At 46.0% G+C, this 18,385-nt stretch carries 20 protein-coding genes; all 20 read left to right on the top strand.

The genetic code is table 11. The annotated features are described in order from the left end of the window. Positions 1 to 20: 20 nt before the first annotated feature. Positions 21 to 737 (top strand): SpoIIIAH-like family protein, encoded by a 717-nt coding sequence (locus tag ACFPYJ_RS21075; protein WP_379190200.1) that lies wholly within the window; start codon positions 21 to 23, stop codon positions 735 to 737. 373 nt (positions 738 to 1,110) lie between these two features. Further along, on the top strand, positions 1,111 to 1,599 hold the full coding sequence (gene accB / locus ACFPYJ_RS21070; RefSeq protein WP_379190199.1) for an acetyl-CoA carboxylase biotin carboxyl carrier protein: 489 nt from the start codon (positions 1,111 to 1,113) through the stop codon (positions 1,597 to 1,599). A 56-nt stretch (positions 1,600 to 1,655) separates the two neighbouring features. Further along, positions 1,656 to 3,014 carry an acetyl-CoA carboxylase biotin carboxylase subunit gene (gene accC / locus ACFPYJ_RS21065; protein WP_379190198.1) on the top strand — a complete coding sequence of 453 codons (1,359 nt, stop codon included), beginning with the start codon at positions 1,656 to 1,658 and terminating at the stop codon, positions 3,012 to 3,014. A gap of 155 nt (positions 3,015 to 3,169) precedes the next feature. Further along, positions 3,170 to 3,577, top strand: coding sequence for an Asp23/Gls24 family envelope stress response protein (locus tag ACFPYJ_RS21060; RefSeq protein WP_379190197.1), 408 nt, complete (start codon positions 3,170 to 3,172; stop codon positions 3,575 to 3,577). Positions 3,578 to 3,678: 101 nt separating this feature from the next. Next, entirely contained in the window at positions 3,679 to 4,242 is a 564-nt protein-coding gene (amaP, locus tag ACFPYJ_RS21055; RefSeq protein ID WP_379190196.1) for an alkaline shock response membrane anchor protein AmaP, read from the top strand. An 11-nt stretch (positions 4,243 to 4,253) separates the two neighbouring features. Then, positions 4,254 to 4,487 (top strand): DUF2273 domain-containing protein, encoded by a 234-nt coding sequence (locus ACFPYJ_RS21050; protein ID WP_379190195.1) that lies wholly within the window; start codon positions 4,254 to 4,256, stop codon positions 4,485 to 4,487. A gap of 105 nt (positions 4,488 to 4,592) precedes the next feature. Further along, a complete protein-coding gene (nusB, locus tag ACFPYJ_RS21045) occupies positions 4,593 to 5,045 on the top strand; it encodes a transcription antitermination factor NusB (RefSeq protein ID WP_379190194.1) in 453 nt (150 codons plus the stop codon). A 112-nt stretch (positions 5,046 to 5,157) separates the two neighbouring features. Further along, on the top strand, positions 5,158 to 6,018 hold the full coding sequence (gene folD, locus ACFPYJ_RS21040; protein ID WP_379190193.1) for a bifunctional methylenetetrahydrofolate dehydrogenase/methenyltetrahydrofolate cyclohydrolase FolD: 861 nt from the start codon (positions 5,158 to 5,160) through the stop codon (positions 6,016 to 6,018). 9 nt (positions 6,019 to 6,027) lie between these two features. Next, complete coding sequence (xseA, locus tag ACFPYJ_RS21035; RefSeq protein ID WP_379190192.1) at positions 6,028 to 7,380, top strand: exodeoxyribonuclease VII large subunit; 1,353 nt, start codon at positions 6,028 to 6,030, stop codon at positions 7,378 to 7,380. Between the two features lie 4 nt (positions 7,381 to 7,384). Continuing rightward, entirely contained in the window at positions 7,385 to 7,648 is a 264-nt protein-coding gene (gene xseB, locus ACFPYJ_RS21030) for an exodeoxyribonuclease VII small subunit (protein WP_379190191.1), read from the top strand. Next, on the top strand, positions 7,645 to 8,562 hold the full coding sequence (locus ACFPYJ_RS21025) for a polyprenyl synthetase family protein (RefSeq protein WP_379190190.1): 918 nt from the start codon (positions 7,645 to 7,647) through the stop codon (positions 8,560 to 8,562). Before xseB ends, ACFPYJ_RS21025 begins: the two co-directional genes overlap by 4 nt. Before the next feature lie 108 nt (positions 8,563 to 8,670). Next, positions 8,671 to 10,569 (top strand): 1-deoxy-D-xylulose-5-phosphate synthase, encoded by a 1,899-nt coding sequence (gene dxs / locus ACFPYJ_RS21020; protein WP_379190188.1) that lies wholly within the window; start codon positions 8,671 to 8,673, stop codon positions 10,567 to 10,569. A 19-nt stretch (positions 10,570 to 10,588) separates the two neighbouring features. Further along, a complete protein-coding gene (locus tag ACFPYJ_RS21015) occupies positions 10,589 to 11,425 on the top strand; it encodes a TlyA family RNA methyltransferase (protein WP_379190186.1) in 837 nt (278 codons plus the stop codon). 229 nt (positions 11,426 to 11,654) lie between these two features. Beyond that, a complete protein-coding gene (locus ACFPYJ_RS21010; protein WP_379190185.1) occupies positions 11,655 to 12,113 on the top strand; it encodes a hypothetical protein in 459 nt (152 codons plus the stop codon). Positions 12,114 to 12,140: 27 nt separating this feature from the next. Then, on the top strand, positions 12,141 to 12,590 hold the full coding sequence (gene ahrC, locus ACFPYJ_RS21005; protein ID WP_379190183.1) for a transcriptional regulator AhrC/ArgR: 450 nt from the start codon (positions 12,141 to 12,143) through the stop codon (positions 12,588 to 12,590). A gap of 53 nt (positions 12,591 to 12,643) precedes the next feature. Next, a complete protein-coding gene (gene recN / locus ACFPYJ_RS21000) occupies positions 12,644 to 14,344 on the top strand; it encodes a DNA repair protein RecN (RefSeq protein WP_379190181.1) in 1,701 nt (566 codons plus the stop codon). Positions 14,345 to 14,466: 122 nt separating this feature from the next. Continuing rightward, positions 14,467 to 15,792 carry a SpoIVB peptidase gene (gene spoIVB / locus ACFPYJ_RS20995; protein WP_379190179.1) on the top strand — a complete coding sequence of 442 codons (1,326 nt, stop codon included), beginning with the start codon at positions 14,467 to 14,469 and terminating at the stop codon, positions 15,790 to 15,792. 296 nt (positions 15,793 to 16,088) lie between these two features. Beyond that, positions 16,089 to 16,901: a sporulation transcription factor Spo0A gene (gene spo0A, locus ACFPYJ_RS20990; protein WP_379190177.1), complete on the top strand. Its 813-nt coding sequence runs from the start codon at positions 16,089 to 16,091 to the stop codon at positions 16,899 to 16,901. Positions 16,902 to 17,274: 373 nt separating this feature from the next. Continuing rightward, positions 17,275 to 17,724: a hypothetical protein gene (locus ACFPYJ_RS20985; RefSeq protein WP_379190175.1), complete on the top strand. Its 450-nt coding sequence runs from the start codon at positions 17,275 to 17,277 to the stop codon at positions 17,722 to 17,724. 111 nt (positions 17,725 to 17,835) lie between these two features. Next, positions 17,836 to 18,201 (top strand): YhjD family protein, encoded by a 366-nt coding sequence (locus ACFPYJ_RS20980; RefSeq protein ID WP_379190174.1) that lies wholly within the window; start codon positions 17,836 to 17,838, stop codon positions 18,199 to 18,201. Positions 18,202 to 18,385: the final 184 nt, after the last annotated feature.

Raw genomic sequence — 18,385 nt, 5'->3', positions numbered from 1 at the left:
CTAAGGGAGGCTGTTTCTTAATGAATACGAAAAGACAAACCGTGTGGCTGGTATCCATGCTTAGCTTGATGGTCATTCTATCCGCTTATTATTTGTTTACAGAAGACGTCAACAAGTCCAGTGACCTGCTTACAGACGGCACACAGCAGCAGGAGCAAGTCGTAACTGATGCGACTGAAGCAGGTGGAGACGCTGCTGCGACAGACGGAATTAATGTAACCGAGGTTAGCAAAGATGTACCGGCTCCAGACGGAGCAGCATCTTCGGATGTAACGGCGGAGGATGGAACAGCGGTTTCGGATGTAACAGATGATACGGCTGCAGCAGATGATGGCGCGATCAGCAAGGAAGATCAGGCTGCGCTTGATAAAGTAGAAGCATCCGGTGTAACCAGCGTATTCAGTCAACTGCAGGAGAAACGCGATACGCAGTTTAACGAAGAATATAATAAAGTCTATGGTGCCATCTCGGATACGACGCAAAATGAGAAGGATGCCGGCAAGGCGGTTGATCAGCTCGATCAGCTTGAAGAAAAAAGTGCCAAGATTACCGGTCTTGAGGAAGAGCTGCAAAAACAGTACAATCAAGCAGCAGTTTCTCCTGAACCAGACGGCAAGTATAAAATCGTAGTTGAAAGCGAAAAGCTTGAGCGCAGCCAGGCTGACGGCATCATGCAAATGGTTATTAAAGAGCTGGGAGTTACTGCGGATCAAGTTATTGTACAGTTTATTCAATAGTTGAAAATAGAGATGGCCCCGCTGCTCGAATAGGGTGGTGGGGCTTTTTTCCATTAAGGCTGTGTAAAAAATGGGTTCGTGTTCGGCGGCGTTTGTGCTATAATAGGTCTGTTATGAGCATGTTTTGGTATTTTGTACCGTTTTTTAATTGATGTTTGGATTTCATTCAAGAAATATCGCAAAATACAAATGATGATGATGATGAAGTAAATTAGAAACATGCTGATGCTTACGAAGTGAGTTTTCTGCTCACAATGCATCATAGCCGAAGAAGCAGCACAGAAAACTTTTAGGCTTATGCCCGCGAAATGAATTTTGCTCGTTAAGCAGCATAACCAATGGAGTATCGTAAAAACTTTTAGGAGCTGAAATAATGTTCAAGCTAAGCGAGATTAAAGAACTGATCAAGCTGGTTGATCAAACATCTGTACATGAACTTGAAATTGAAAACGAAGGCGCACGCCTGCTTATTCGTAAGCCGGGTAAAACAGAAGTGGTAAATGTACAGTCCGCGTCGATCGTTCCTACATATTCGCAGGCTTTCCAACCTCCTGTTAATCAGCCTGCAGCTGCCCCGGCGGTACAAGCCCCGACAGCAGCTCAACCCGCTGCAACGAATAACTACCACCAAATCGTTTCTCCAATGGTCGGCACATTCTACCGATCTTCTTCACCTGAGAATGGTCCTTTCGTAAACGTAGGAGACCGCATTAACGAGAAATCAGTCGTTTGTATCCTTGAAGCTATGAAGCTGATGAATGAGCTCGAAGCAGAAGTAAACGGCGAAATCGTTGACATTCTTGTTGAAAACGGACAGCTTGTAGAGTTCGGCCAGCCGTTGTTCCTGGTAAAACCGGAGTAAGCCGGTCGCTAGCAGCAATTACCGGGTACGAATGCGCACGAGAGGAGCTTTAATACGTGAAATTCAATAAAATATTGATTGCAAACAGGGGCGAAATTGCTGTTCGAATTATTCGCGCATGCCGCGAGCTCGGTATACAAACCGTAGCCGTTTATTCAGAGGCTGACCGCGAATCCCTTCATGTCCGACTTGCAGACGAAGCTTACTGTATTGGGCCTGTTGCTTCTAAAGACAGCTATTTGAACCTGACGAATATAATGAGCGTTGCAACTTTAACGGATTGCGACGCTATTCATCCGGGCTATGGATTCTTGGCGGAGAACGCTAATTTTGCCGATATCTGCGAATCCTGTAACGTCGTCTTTATCGGACCATCCCCGCAAGCGATCAGCAAGATGGGGGATAAATCCGTTGCGAAGCAGACGATGAAAGAAGCGGACGTACCGATTATTCCAGGCTCGGACGGCTTGATTGAGGATATGGATGAAGCCATTCGGGTTGCTCGTGAAATCGGATATCCTGTCATCATAAAAGCGACTGCAGGCGGCGGAGGCAAAGGGATCCGCGTTGCCGAAGATGAAGAAACGCTGATTTCCCAAATTTCAACGGCTCAGCAGGAAGCGCAAAAAGCTTTTGGCAACGCCGGCGTTTATTTAGAGAAATATTTGACTGGCATGAAGCATGTTGAAATTCAGATCATGGCGGACAAGCACGGCAATGCGGTTCATCTGTTTGAGCGCGATTGTTCCGTTCAAAGACGCCGTCAGAAGCTTGTTGAAGAAGCTCCCTGCTCCATTCTTACTCCTGCACTGCGTGAGCGTATGGGTCAGGCTGCAGTGCGTGCGGCGCTGGCTGTACAATATGCGGGAGCGGGGACACTGGAATTCTTGCTTGGACAGGATGGGAATTTCTACTTTATGGAGATGAACACCCGGATTCAGGTTGAACATCCTGTAACCGAAATGATTACTGGTGTTGACTTAATTAAAGAGATGATTTCCGTGGCGGAAGGCAATCCGTTATCCATCAAGCAGGAAGATCTCGTTATTAACGGCTGGTCGATCGAATGTCGAATTAATGCCGAAGATCCGGAACGGAATTTCATGCCGTCTCCAGGACAAATACAGTTTTACCTGCCTCCAGGAGGGCTTGGCGTTCGCATTGACAGTAGCGCCTACCCAGGCTATACGATTTCACCGCATTACGATTCCATGATTGCCAAACTGATTGTGTGGGGAGCAACTCGTGAAGATGCAATTGCCCGTATGAAGCGTGCACTGGCTGAATTTGCGATAGACGGCATTCGGACAACGATTCCTTTTCACATGAAGCTTCTCAGTCATCCGAAGTTCTTGAGCGGTGATTTCGACATTAAGTTCCTTGAGGAACACGATATCAATATTGTTGAAGAATAGATAACGATCATACGCTTAAATAAATAGTGTCCAAGGTTACTGTGTTGTTTGTCATATTTCCACCAGAATGCTATAGTATAGGAATAAGATGCGGATGAGCTATTGGCCTTAAAAAGGCAGGCGCCGCGCAACTTTACGGGAGGTGTAGGATAACCATGAGTACGCTAGCAGCGGACTACGAAAAGACCGACATGGGCACTATTCAAATCGCACCCGAAGTCATAGAAGTCATTGCAGGACTTGCGGCCATTGAGGTTCAAGGCGTTGCGGGCATGAGCGGTGGATTTGCCGGCGGCATTGCTGAGTTGTTGGGACGCAAAAATTTGTCTAAAGGCGTTAAAGTAGAAGTTGGACATCGCGAAGCGGCTGTTGATGTTTCCATTATAGTGGAATACGGCAACCGTATTCCTGAAATAGCTGCGGAAATTCAGCGCAACGTGAAACGTTCGATTGAAACGATGACCGGATTGCATGTCGTTGAAGTAAACGTACATATCCATGACGTTCATTTTAAGACGACTGAGAAAGTGGAAGACGAAGAAACACTGCTGCGCGTCAAATAACGCTAGGCTGTGTAAATTAATGATAGCATACCCCCTGGTGGCTGGGCTTGCGCTCGGCGCTTGGGGGTTTTATCTAGTCCGCCCCAAGGAGGAATTTCTCGGTGATCAGAGTGTTGGACAAGCTGTTGCTGTTCTTGTATAGCTTAGCAATTGGAGCGCTTTCGGTTATAGCTTTTTGTGCAGCATTTAACTGGTTCCCAGAGGATTGGTTAAATAATCTCGTCCACAACTTGTACAATGGCCGGGAAGAGTGGCTTCAGATTACGGTAATCACGGTCTCTGTTGTATTATTTCTTATCAGTCTGCGTTTTTTTTACGTATCTCTTCGTCGCAGCAATTCCTCCGCTCCATCCATTGATCAGCGGACTGAATTCGGTGATATTCGAATTTCATTGGAAACCGTGGAGAACTTAGCTTTGAAAGCTGCTGCACGTCAACGAGGCGTTAAAGATCTAAAAGCCAGAATTCGGATCAGTGAATCCGGTATCGATATTTCATTGCGAGCGATTGCGGATGGGGAAAGTTCCATTCCGACATTAACCGAAGACATTCAACGGGCAGTTAAGTCGCATGTTGAGGAAATTACAGGTATTCCGGTTGCAACAGTGTCGGTATTCGTGGCGAACATCATCCAAACGGCAAACTTTAAAAGTCGTGTGGAATAGGGGTGCTGCCGATGATGTGGATTGAGCTTTGGAGGAATTACGGTGGCCGGATTGCAGGCGTTACTGTAGGCATTATTCTTGGAATTCTTTATTTTATCGTCGGCTTTTGGGATATGCTATTCTTTGCACTCCTACTTTGGATCGGTTACACCATTGGTAAAATGAAAGATGAACAAAGCGGCCCGATCATTCCTTGGCATCGGTTAACGGAATGGCTTATGCAGCGATGGAGACCGTTTAAATAGTAATATGATCTCCTCCGTACCCCGGACTATTGGACGTGTCTGTTCGGGGCAGGGAGGAGATCATATTTTCTCGACATTATTAGAATGGAATTGTCAGGAGGCCCCATGAAACGAAGGCTTGCACGGGAGATTGTGGTACAAAGCTTGTACCAATTAGAAATGAATGAAGAGGCAACGGCCGAAGATGCTGTGACCATGATTATGGATGAGGTCAATGGCGAGAATGAAATCGAAGCGAATGCAGCGGACGTGAGTCGCATCGATGAGCATGTAAGGGGATTGACTCAGCACGTTTACGAGAAGAAAGCAGCCATCGATGATATGCTGCAGGACTACCTGACCGGATGGCAGGTTGACCGCTTATCGCGTGTTGACCGCCAAATTCTTAGACTGGCTTGCTTTGAGCTGGTCTTTCGGGATGATGTACCCCCGAAAGCCGTTATCAACGAAGCGATCGAGCTTGCTAAGCATTTTGGGACAGATGAATCAGGGAAGTTCGTTAACGGCGTTCTAGGCCGTCTGCTTCAAGCTTTAGATCAGCTAAAACCCAAAGCCTAACGGCTGCATCCCGAGTGTAAGCTCGCTCTAGTGTCAGAGAGCGCAGCTCTTAAATCACCTTATGAAGGAGACTTAAGGGGATGCTCTACATAACCAAAAGTGAGGTCTATTTATGAGCGCACAACGAATCGAAGGTAAAGCAATATCTGATGCAATACGTCTTGAAATTGGTGAAGATGCTGCTAAACTGGCAGCACGAGGCGTTAAGCCGGGACTAGCAGTTGTTCTCGTCGGTGAAGACCCTGCTTCGAAGGTCTATGTTGGAAGTAAGGCAAAAGCATGCGAGCAGCTCGGGTTCTATTCCGAAGTTCACCGGCTGGATGCAGCCGCTTCTCAAGATGAGCTTCTGGAGCTGATTGATAAACTCAATAATCAATCCAACATACATGGAATTCTTGTGCAGCTCCCGCTGCCTAAACATATCAATGAGAAATCGGTTATTGATGCGATAAGTGTGGCCAAAGACGTAGACGGGTTTCATCCGGTCAGCGTAGGTAACCTTGTCATTGGCGACGACAGCTTACTCCCATGTACACCAGCAGGCGTCATTGAACTTATTAAACGCAGCGGTATTGAAATCGCGGGCAAGCATGCCGTTGTCATTGGAAGAAGTAATATTGTCGGTAAACCGGTCTCTATGCTTTTGCTTCGTGAACATGCTACCGTAACGATTTGTCATTCTCGGACCGCGAACATGGAAGCCATCGCGAAGACAGCAGATATTCTGGTTGTAGCAATTGGCAAGGCGAAGGCAATTGGAAGTTCCTTTGTCAAGCCGGGTGCTGTTGTTATTGATGTTGGTATCAATCGTCTTCCAGACGGCAAGCTCGCGGGCGATGTGGACTACGAGGATGTGCTGGATACAGCAGGTTATGTAACGCCGGTGCCGGGCGGAGTAGGGCCGATGACGATTACGATGCTGATGCTCAACACGCTGAAAGCAGCGAAAAAACTAAATCAAATCGGGGAGTGACGAATCCGAATGGCAGACGGATCGCGCATTTTTTCGATCAAAGATATCAATCGCTACATCCGTATGAAGCTGGAGTCCGATCAATTACTCGGTGACGTCTGGCTGCGCGGAGAAATATCGAATTTTACACATCATTCTAGCGGGCATATGTATTTTACGCTTAAGGATAAAGACAGCAGGCTAAAATGCATCATGTTCGCTTCCCATAATCAGAGGCTCCCTTTTATACCGAAAGAAGGTATGAAGGTACTGGCGCGCGGGAATATTTCTGTGTTTGAACGCGACGGTAATTATCAATTTTATGCTACGCAAATGCAGCCTGATGGGATCGGAAGCTTATACCTTGCATATGAGCAGCTGAAACGCAAGCTTGAGGCTGAGGGCTTATTTGATGCATCACGCAAACGGTCCATTCCACGCTTTCCAACTGCCATTGGCGTTATCACTTCCCCTACCGGAGCAGCTGTGCGGGATATACTAATAACCTTGCAGCGCCGCCATCCATCTGTGCCGGTGCTGCTTTTTCCCGTGCTTGTGCAAGGGACGGGATCCGCACCAGCTATTGTGAAAGCGATCGAGAAGATGAACCAAATGGCAGAAGTTGACCTGCTGATTGTAGGACGAGGCGGAGGTTCGCTGGAAGAGCTGTGGGCCTTTAACGAAGAAGCGGTTGCCCGAAGCATTGCCGCTTCAGTGATTCCTATTATCTCGGCAGTGGGTCATGAAACGGATTTTACGATTGCTGACTTCGTAGCTGATATGAGAGCGGCTACACCAACTGCAGCAGCGGAATTAGCTGTTCCGAATGTTGCTGAGCTTCAATCGCAGCTGTATCAAATCCGCTCACGTATGGTTCAAATGTTAAGGATGACGTTAAGAAATCGTCAGGACCGGTTAACACGTGTCAGGAGATCGCCTTTGTTTGCGAATCCGCGCAAATATATGCTGCAGCAGGCACAGCGGCTGGACCGCCTGAAAGACCGGCTCGAACAGCGAACACTTAGAAAGACAGAGCGAAGCCGCGAGAAGCTGATGAGATTGAATGCATCCTTGGCGGGTATGCATCCAGGAGAGAAAGTAGCTTTTGCGGCGAGAAGATTGCAAGGGACGACCCAGCGGTTGGAGTCATCCATGGCTACAGGAATGAAAGAGCGCAGAATGCAATTAACCGGCGTCATCCGCCAGTTAGATGCGCTTAGCCCTTTGAAGGTTATGTCCCGCGGCTACAGTCTTGTGTATGACGAGAAGCAGGAGAGACTGATCAAATCAATCCATGATGTTCAACCAGGCGATTCAATAAAAGTTAAGCTCTCAGACGGACAATTAGATTGTCAGGTATGGGAAATGAAAGGGGAGGCGTAACCGGATGGCTAAGGCGAAAGCGGAGCAGCAGCAGCCACTAAGCTTTGAAGAAGCGATAGAGCGTCTGGAATCAATTGTAAGCAAGCTTGAGAGCGGAGATGTGCCTCTGGAGGCCGCAATTGAACTGTTTCAAGAAGGCATGCAGCTCTCCCAGCTGTGCGGTGCCAAATTGGAGCAGGTTGAGAAGAAAATTGAAGTATTAATCGAAACCGAAAATGGGATTCAGAAAAAACCGTTTGCTGCCGCAAATGAAGATAAAGGGGAATGAGCTTGAACGTGCCGGCTTCTACTGCAGATTATTTGTCTCGTTCCGCCTGTGAAATCGAAGAAGCACTGCTTACAGCACTCCCAATAAAGTGGCAAATTCCGGAGCAGCTGCGGGAAGCTATGATGTATTCCTTGCAAGCAGGCGGCAAAAGGCTCCGTCCGATCCTGGTATTGGCTGCTGCGGAAGCGGTTAAAAACAGCCGGAGCGCTAGAGATTCAGCGATGCCCGTGGCATGCGCGATTGAGATGATTCATACGTATTCCTTGATCCATGATGATCTTCCTGCAATGGATAATGATGACTATCGTCGGGGAAAACTAACCAATCATAAGGTGTATGGTGAAGCAATGGCGATTTTAGCGGGCGACGGCTTGCTGACACATGCTTTCTACGCAGTTACGCAGACGGTCAAGCAAGGTGTTCCGCCGCAGGTTGCACTTGATATCGTTTCCGATTTGGCTAAACTAGCCGGTGCATCGGGTATGGTTGGCGGACAAGCAGCTGATATCCTTGGCGAACAAGGGGTTACGTCATTGGAACAGCTCGAATATATACATCTGCATAAAACGAGTGATCTCATCATGTTTTCGGTTACCGCTGGCGCTCGGGTGGGCGAGGCTTCAAATGATCAGCTGCTTGCTTTGCAGGAGTTTGCCATCAAACTGGGTCTTGCCTTTCAAATTCAGGACGACATTCTCGACCTGATTGGGGACGAAGTAAAGCTGGGAAAACCGGTTCAAAGCGATGTGCAGCAGCAGAAGGTTACATATCCGTTCTTAATTGGACTTAAAGAGAGTCAGGCTCTCGTTGAACGATTAACTGCGGAGGCCAAGCAGGCGCTTATGAAAGCTCATCTTGCCAAGCCCGAAAAGCTGTATGCGATTGCCGATTACCTGATGAACAGAGATCACTAAACTTGCAGTGCTCTTGGGTATCTGAAGCGTCTATGTTATAATTTAGACACAAATGTTAGACGTTCATTGGACAACGAAAGACGTTGGCCGGGAAAGCGAGGAATTAACTTGTTGCTCGAACAAATTAGAGGGCCTCAAGATTTGAAGCCATTATCTATAGCCCAGCTTGAGGAGCTTGCTGCGGAGATCCGCAAGTTCTTAATCGAGAAGCTGTCTGCTACAGGTGGACATCTTGCGCCGAATCTTGGCGTGGTGGAGCTTACGCTTGCTCTGCATTTTTTATATAACAGCCCCAAAGATAAATTCATATTTGATGTAGGACATCAATCCTATGTTCATAAAATACTGACCGGTCGAAAAGACCAGTTCGATACGCTGCGCAAATATAAAGGGTTATGCGGGTTTGTTAAACGTTCCGAGAGTCCGCATGACGTCTGGGAAGCCGGACACAGCAGCACATCGCTGTCTGCAGCAATGGGAATGGTGCTCGCCCGTGATTTGAAGGGTGAGAACAACAAGGTCGTCGCTGTTATTGGCGATGGTGCGCTAACAGGCGGTATGGCGCTTGAAGCGCTTAATCATATCGGCCATGAGAAGAAGAATCTAATGGTTATTTTGAATGATAACGAGATGTCGATTGCGCCGAATGTCGGAGCCTTACATCATTATCTTGGCAAAATAAGAACGGACCGCCATTATCAGAAAGCGAAGGATGAATTAAATCAGCTGCTTAACAAAATTCCGGCCATTGGCGGCAGGCTTGCCAAAACGGCTGAACGCTTCAAAGACAGCATCAAATACTTGCTGGTAAGCGGTATTTTGTTTGAACAGTTCGGGTTTACTTATCTGGGTCCGGTGGACGGTCATGACTTTCATCAGCTAATTGATGTCATGGAACAGGCGAACAGTGTCAGCGGGCCGGTACTTGTTCATGTCATTACGATTAAAGGTAAAGGCTATCTGCCTGCTGAAGCGGATTCGTTCAAATGGCATGGCATTACGCCTTATAAAATTGAGTCTGGCCAGGTTCTTAAAGCGGTCGGACCACCCATGTATACAGAGGTGTTCAGCGATGCGCTTATGGAGCTTGCCGAGCAGGATAACCGTATTGTCGCGGTAACTCCAGCTATGCCTGGCGGTTCCGGCTTACTGAAATTTGCAGAACGCTACCCGAATCGAATGATTGACGTTGGAATTGCGGAGCAGCATGCAGCAACGATGTGCGCCGCGATGGCGATGGAAGGTATGAAGCCCGTCTATGCTGTATATTCGACATTCCTGCAGAGAGCTTATGACCAAGTCGTTCACGATATTTGCAGACAGAATGCCAATGTTATTTTTGCGATCGACCGCGCTGGTTTTGTAGGACCTGACGGTGAAACCCATCAAGGGGTGTATGACATTCCATTTCTTCGTCATATCCCTAACATGGTATTGATGATGCCTAAGGATGAGAATGAACTTCGCCGTATGATGAAAACGGCGGTTGATTATAATGAGGGTCCAATCGCGATTCGTTACCCAAGAATCAACGGTCTGGGAGTTGCGATTGATAAAGAAATGACTCCGATTCCAATCGGTACTTGGGAAACGGTACGTGAGGGCGATTCGGCCGTTATTGTAGCCATCGGGCCAATGCTGCCAATCGCAGAAGAAGCGGCCGAACAGCTCAAACGGGAAGGTCTGTGCGTTCGCGTTGTGAATGCACGGTTCATTAAGCCGCTGGATGAAGCCATGCTTCTTAAAATTGCCGGGGAGAATCTGCATGTTCTTGTTTTAGAAGAAGGTTCTGAGCAAGGTGGTTTAGGCAGTGCGATACTGGAGTTTTATTCCCTTCATAATAAACAAGGTTTAAGCGTGCGGATTATGGGTGTTCCAGATATATTCGTTGAGCATGGCTCGATTAAGGAGCAGCGTCAAGAGGTGGGGCTAACCACTGAACGTGTTGCGACTGAGCTTAAAGCTTTGCTGCCGCGTATGCGTAAGCGGGTTAACGGCCCAGCGTAAGAACGGGAGAGAGCGGCGGATGACGATAGTGAAGGAACGGATAGATGTCTTACTGGTGGAACAAGGGTTTTATGAAAGCCGCGAGAAAGCCAAAGCCGCTTTGATGGCTGGTTTGGTCATTGTAGACGGTGAACGGATGGAGAAAAGCGGAATGAAGGTTCCGCGAAATGCGGATATCATCGTCAAGGGTGCTCTGCATCCTTATGTAAGCCGCGGAGGTCTAAAGCTCGAGAAGGCAATCAAGCAGTTCGAGCTGAATATGAACGGCGTGGTCATGCTGGATATTGGAGCTTCCACGGGTGGTTTCACCGATTGCGCCTTACAGAACGGGGCTTCCTATGTCTATGCGATTGATGTGGGCTATAACCAGCTTGATTGGTCCTTGCGGCAGGATGAACGAGTTCAGGTCATGGAGCGAACGAACTTTCGTTATACGCAGCCGGCAGATTTAATTGGTCCGGAGCCTACTTTTGCGACAATAGATGTATCTTTTATCTCTTTGAAGCTTATATTACCTACACTCGGAACCCTGCTCAAATCAGGGGCTCAGATTGTGGCGCTTATTAAGCCGCAATTCGAGGCCGGACGTGAGAAGGTTGGAAAATCAGGTGTCGTGCGTGAGCCGAGTGTTCACAAGGAAGTGTTAATGACGGTTCTCGGCTTTGCAGCCGAACAAGGCTTTGGTCTTGAACACTTGACGTTCTCGCCTATTACAGGCGGTGAAGGTAATATTGAGTTTCTTGCCCATTGGCAATGGCAGCCTGGGATACCGGGCCTTCCTCCTGATGAGGAGAAGATAGCTGCGCTTGTAAGTGAGGCTAATCAGACCTTTACCAAGAATCAAAAGCATGGTTAAGCAAGAATGGGAAAGTTAAACTGGAGTCTTTTTTCGGGAATAGCCGAAAAAAAGGCTCTTTTTCTTTGAGCGGAGTTTTAATGACGGATGTTCCTCTTTTCAGATTCGAAAATATTTGATACACTAGAAAAAACCAAACAAGCGTTCGGTTTTGGCAAAAAGGATAAATCCCCTCACAGCGCGAACTGTTAAGTTAACCGATTCGCACGCTGCTGCAGGAGGGATATGAATGGATAAATATGGCGACTGGCTCATCATGCTTATCGCCGGAAGTGTACTGATCTACTGGGTGTACCGGATGTTTTATCGCTGGCTGCATGAGCCGCCTGGCATGAATTCGAAGCTGCTGCTCAGCAGAGCGGAAGAGGTACGCGAGGATGATGAGAGCGTTATCTTTTTGGAAAGAGCCGGGTATGAAGTTACACATGGCAAATATCGTGTGCCTATCACAATTGATTTGGACGGACAAGCCCTGCAAAGTCGATTGTTCATTGATTTAATTGCTGAGAAAGATGGCAAACATTATATTGTAAAGACTGCACGGGACCGGATGCCAATCGACTGGACAGGGAGCGGCGTAAGAGATCGCTTGCTCGTTTATGCATTGTTGATGCCGGAATGTGAAGGAATTTTGTTTGTCGATCAGAGAGAACGTACGATACGAACGATAACATTTCGTTTTGGGTAAGGGCTTCAACCAATTGAGGAGGACGTCATGAAAAGTGTTAGACATATGAGAATTCGTGAATTGATTAACCATTCAATTATAGAGACTCAAGATGAGCTTGTAGAAGGCTTGCGTGAAGAAGGACTACAAGTAACACAAGCTACGGTATCGCGTGATATTAAAGAAATGCAGCTCATTAAAGTGCCGGCGGAAGACGGCAGGTATAAATATTCATTGCCGCAAGAATTACGTACAAACTCCATTCATAAGCTGAAGCGGACACTGACGGATCATTTTGTTCACATCGATTACACAGACAATCTCGTTGTCATGAAGTGTTTGCCTGGCACGGCAAATGCGATCGGCGCCATGATTGATAATATGGAATGGACCGAAGTCATGGGGACCATTTGCGGTGATGATACGATACTAATCATTTGCCGAACGAAGATTCAAAGCGCTGAAGTCGTTGATCGTTTGCTCGGATTGATGAATTAAATTTTGATAAGAGAAGAAATTAACATGGGCTCAATCAAGGAGGAGAAATATTCATGCTTCGCGAACTATCGATACGTAATTTAGCTGTCATTGAATCGGTAACGGTTCGATTTCATGAGGGATTTCATGTTTTGACAGGTGAAACGGGTGCAGGTAAATCCATTTTGATCGATGCTTTGAGCCTTGTAGTCGGAGGCAGAGGCTCATCTGACATGGTTCGGTACGGCTGTGATAAAGCTGAGATAGAGGCTATGTTTGAGCTGCCTTGGGCTCATCCAGTATGGAGAACACTCCAATCCTTCGGAATTGATGCCAAGCCTGAAGAGGGACTTGTGATTCGCCGGGAGCTCTCGTCGCAGGGGAAGAGCGTAAGCCGGGTTAACGGGCATATCGTAACGATGTCGATGCTCCGCGAGACAGGAGAATGTCTCGTCAACATCCATGGACAGCATGAACATCAATCGTTGTTCAGGACAGAGAGGCATCTGGACTGGCTGGATTCTTATGCTGGCGATAAAATCGCCGGCACTTTAGCAAAGTATAAAGATGTATTCAAGCAGTATGAAAAGGTACGTCATCAGCTCAGAGAGCTTGAAGACAGCTCCCGTCAAAACATGCAAATGCTTGATCTGTATCGTTTTCAAATCGAGGAAATCGCTGCAGCAAGGTTAAAGCCCAATGAAGATGAACTGCTTACTGAAGAGAGATTAAAGCTTGTCTCCTCTGTTAAACGCCGCGATTCAGCTTCTGAAGCATACGCGCTTATCTATGGGAATAAGGGATTGGATGCAATCAGCCGTGCTGTTAGCCGGGTATCTGATATTCGTGAGTATGATCCAGAGCTGATTGGCCCAATATTAGAACAGCTTCAGTCAAGCTTTTATCAATTAGAGGATGCAGCATTTCAGCTTAGAGATTATCGCGATGCTGTGGATTCGGATCCAGAGAGGCTTCATTTTATTGATGATCGTCTTGACCTCATCCACAGCTTAAAACGTAAATACGGTGAATCCATTCCTGATATTTTAACCTATTTGGACCGAATTCAGTCGGAGGCAGATAAAATTGAAAATCGGGATGAGCATACAGCTCGTCTCCAGGCCGAGCAAAGCCGTTTACATGATGAAGCTATGCAGCTTGGAGGTACATTATCAGATATTCGACGCGCTGCGGCAGACAGGCTTTCAGTCGCAATCGAATCTGAATTAAGGCAGCTTCAGATGGAACGCACAACTTTCCGAGTAGAGCTGAATCAACAGGCGGATGGTGATTCCTATCGTTTACTCGCCAATGGAATTGATGAAGCTGCATTTCTAATCGCGCCAAATCCCGGCGAACCGCTTAAGCCGCTTAATAAAATTGCGTCAGGCGGAGAAATGTCGAGAATCATGCTCGCACTGAAAACGATATTTGCTGCAATCGACCTTGTACCTGTTCTTGTTTTCGATGAGGTGGATACGGGAGTCAGCGGGAGAGCTGCACAAGCAATTGCCGACAAGATGTCTCGTTTATCTGCGCAATGCCAAGTATTCTCCATCACCCATTTACCGCAGGTTGCTTGTATGGCGGATCATCATTACGAAATACGGAAGAATATTATTGACGAACGTACTTCAACAATTGTCACCGAGCTTGTTGCCGGAACGCGAATTGAGGAATTAGCCCGTATGTTGGGCGGAGTGGAAATAACGGAAAAAACTCGTCATCATGCACAAGAAATGCTTGACTTGGCTTACAAACAAAAGGGGGCCTAATGGAAGGTATTTTGGGAATGTTTTTGCCGACATAAAACTAAAGGGGCAGGGTTACCTTAAAGGTACGCAAATGGCGAACACCTTTCTCGTCAAGCGATTTAGCAGCAGGGAGCGTGAAGTCATTGAATCCCAATAAGCGAAAGCGGTGGCTTGGACTTGTTCTCGTTATCATCGTTTGTATGCTGGGTATCTCTTCCCCTTTTCAGCATTTCGCCGCATTTCCGAATGAGCTCCGGTTATTTTCAGGTCAGTTAAAGCAGTTGGACTATGGTATGCCAGTCCATGCAGAGGTTACCGTAGATCCGGACATGCTTAATGTTAACGGGTCAAAGAACCGATCATCATCAGTGAATCTGAACAGACCATTATCCATTCAATCTCATCATAGCGGTGAAACTACGATGCAATTGAAGCTGTTCGGAAAAATTCCTTTTAAAACCGTTAAAGTAAATGTTGTGCCTGACCTAAGGGTAATTCCAGGTGGTCAAACAATTGGTGTTAAAGTGAAATCAGCAGGTATTATGGTTGTCGGTCATCACCAGGTCATTAACGGGAAAGGGGTTAAGGTATCTCCTGGAGAATCGGCAAATTTGCAGCTGGGTGACCTTATCATTCGAATTAATGGAAAGTATGTCAATGAGGTCCATAAGGTTGCAGAGATGGCTGAAGAAGCAGGCGGTTCCAAACAGCCTCTGCGTTTGACGGTGAAGCGGGGAACGCATCAATTCCAAACTAAGCTGTCCCCTGTCTTTGATGTAGAGGATCAAGCATGGCGCTTGGGGCTTTATATTCGAGACTCAGCGGCAGGAGTCGGTACATTGACGTTCTATGCTCCAGATCAAGGTGTATATGGCGCACTTGGACATGTCATAACGGATATGGATACGCAAACTCCGATTGAAGTCGGCGAAGGGCAGATCCTTCAATCGAATGTAACCTCCATAAATAAAAGCCAAAATGGTGAACCAGGCGAGAAACGAGCGCATTTCGTTAAAGAAAGCAAAATATTGGGCAATATCGAAAGAAACACCTCATTCGGTATTTTCGGTAAGATGCAGGAGCTCCCGTCACATAGCTATAATGAGCAGCCAATTCCTGTGGCCTTTGCAGAGGAAGTCAAAGAAGGTCCAGCTCAGCTCTTAACTGTAGTTAACGGTCAGAAGGTGGAACGATTTAACGTAGAGATTGTCCATGTTACTCGCCAGGCCTCGCCGGCAACCAAAGGCATGGTTATAAAGATTACTGATTCTCGGTTACTGGAGCACACCGGTGGAATTGTACAAGGAATGTCGGGAAGCCCGATAATCCAAGACGGGAAACTGATCGGAGCCGTAACTCATGTTTTTGTGAATGATCCGTCTTCTGGATATGGCTGCTTCATCGAATGGATGCTTCAGGATGCAGGTGTACTTCTAAAGCAAGCAAGCGTTAATCTTAAGGCGGCTTAAGCCCCCTTAAGATTTTCATTTGTTTTTGGGGTAAAAAAGGAGATTGAACCAGAGGTTTTGGTTTAAACGAGAGATCGAATGATTCCGATGCAATTTGTCGAAATTGTTCGAATGGTAAGGATTCTTGAATTAAATTATTAATTATAATTGATCGAGAATTAAAAATAAAGAAAAATATTATTCGACAGAAGGAATTTTAGTTCTCATGTCGAAAATATTATACAGACAGGAAGGTTAGACCGAAGCTTTAATTCTTACACTTTAATGACGGAATTGAGTCTAAGGAGGACTATACTTTGCAAAGAATTGAAGTGTTATTAGCTGACGACAATCGGGAATTTACAAATTTGTTATCGGAATATATTTCGGAACAGAACGATATGGTCGTGACAGGAATCGCTTACAATGGTGAAGAAGTGCTGCGTTTGCTTGAAGAAACACGTGAAGTACCTGATGTACTGATTCTCGATATTATCATGCCTCATTTAGACGGATTGGGTGTATTGGAAAGACTCCGTGAAATGAATTTGTCGCCTATGCCCAAAATCATTATGTTAACTGCTTTTGGTCAAGAGAATATTACTCAAAAAGCGGTTCAACTTGGGGCTTCATACTACATATTAAAACCGTTCGATATGGAAATTCTGGCCAATCGAATTCGTCAGCTTGTTAGCAATTCAACGGTTATTTCTAATGCGTCAACGTTCTCATCTTCATCGATTTCCAAATCCAATGTAGTGCCAATTGCAAAAGGTAAAAATTTAGATGCAAATATTACCAGTATCATCCATGAAATTGGTGTGCCTGCCCATATTAAAGGATATCAATATTTACGTGAGGCCATTACAATGGTTTATAACAATATTGAAATTTTAGGGGCGATTACAAAGACGCTTTACCCTGCAATTGCAGAAAAATTCAAAACAACGCCTTCCCGTGTTGAACGTGCCATTCGCCATGCCATTGAAGTTGCTTGGACACGAGGTAATATTGACAGCATTTCGCATTTGTTCGGCTACACTATCAACATCAGCAAGTCGAAACCAACCAACTCGGAATTCATCGCGATGGTGGCGGACAAACTGCGGATTGAGCATAAGGTGAGCTGAACTCCCGCTCTTACTGAAGATCCGGACGATCTTCGGTAGCTGAAACGGTGAATTTACGGACTTTGTAAGCGTTACCGTTCCGATAAACTTTTGCGTCGCAATTGCGTTAAACTTTTACGTTTCACCTCGCTTTCTGGCGTAAGTTTGTCGGTGGCTGCGTACTGACAGTTTACACGATTGTTCGTACATGTTCAAACGTTTGTTCGTACCAAATCGAATAAATACGCCCACTAACGAAGCTTCTACGTTTAATTCAACGTTAAAGTATCGAAAGTGGGCGTATTTTTTATTTTCGTTAGGTGGATAAGAACTATTAACATTATTGGAAATCTGTAGCATACTTAAAAGAAAAACGCTATGGAGGCAATCATTTATGAGCATTAAGAAAACGATTCAAACTGCGTTAATTGGTATATGTTTATTCTCATTCTCACAGTCGGCATTCGCAGACTATGACGGCGGGGGCGACTCGCCTACATACGCCAAACCGTTTAACCGAGGTGAGTTCGCGTCGGGATATATCGATGATCGGTATGATGTTGATTGGTTTAAATGGACAAATGATACCGGCATTACGCAAACAGTCAACGTATACTTGTCGACGCCGTATTGGGAAAATTACGATATAATAGCTGTATACAAGTTACGTGACGGAAGCTACTTAACTAGTCAGGATATCGATAGAGGCTCGAAAGGTAATTTGGATCATTATAAATTTTATTACATTTCACCAGGATACACGATTTATTGGAAGATCGTGCCGCATACGAGAAATGACTTCAGCACAACGAATAAATACTTTACGTGGTTCACGTTAAGTTAATCGAATACATACGAACGAAGCCGCTCATTATCGAGTGGCTTTTTTGTTGCATATCGAACGTCTATTCGGTATATAATAAGATCATACGTTCGTATCGGGGGGGGTTTTCACATGTCTGTAGCTTCACCGGATGAATTACGCATAATCAACGATTATATTTTGCTGCCGATGATTATTACGATGGTTGAACGGAGTCGTGACGATATTAAAGAGAGCGGCATTACACTCGCTGATTTATACGTTAAAACAACGAATATCATCGGCTCCGTTATTGTAAGGGAATTGACGGAGACTAAACGCACCTTACGCGGACTTAATATCGTTGTGTATAGTGCTGTAAACGTCGAAGACGGCGCCAAATACCGCTATAGAGTGCGCGGCAAGGAGGACCATTTCGAACTCACGCGCGAATATGTGCGGACTGAGATCGTAAAGCGGATCGCGGACTATACGGCGGCGCTGTTTCAAAAGGCGTAATAAAAGTGCAGCCAGCCGTTGAAGGTTCGTTGATTTTATTGAAACATGACCTTCATAATCCGTTGGAAAGTTTATACGAGGAATAACGAAAAAAATACCGTCATCTCTTTTACGAGGTGGTATTATCCCCTTCAAGTAGACACTCAGAAAAAAAACCTTATGGTACCATAAGGAATGAGTGAAC

This window comes from Paenibacillus solisilvae (genome assembly GCF_042656405.1).
GTDB classification, from domain to species: Bacteria; Bacillota; Bacilli; order Paenibacillales; family Paenibacillaceae; genus Paenibacillus_Z; species Paenibacillus_Z solisilvae.
Note: the sequence above shows the minus strand (reverse complement) of the source record. Positions and strands in the feature narration are given on the sequence as shown.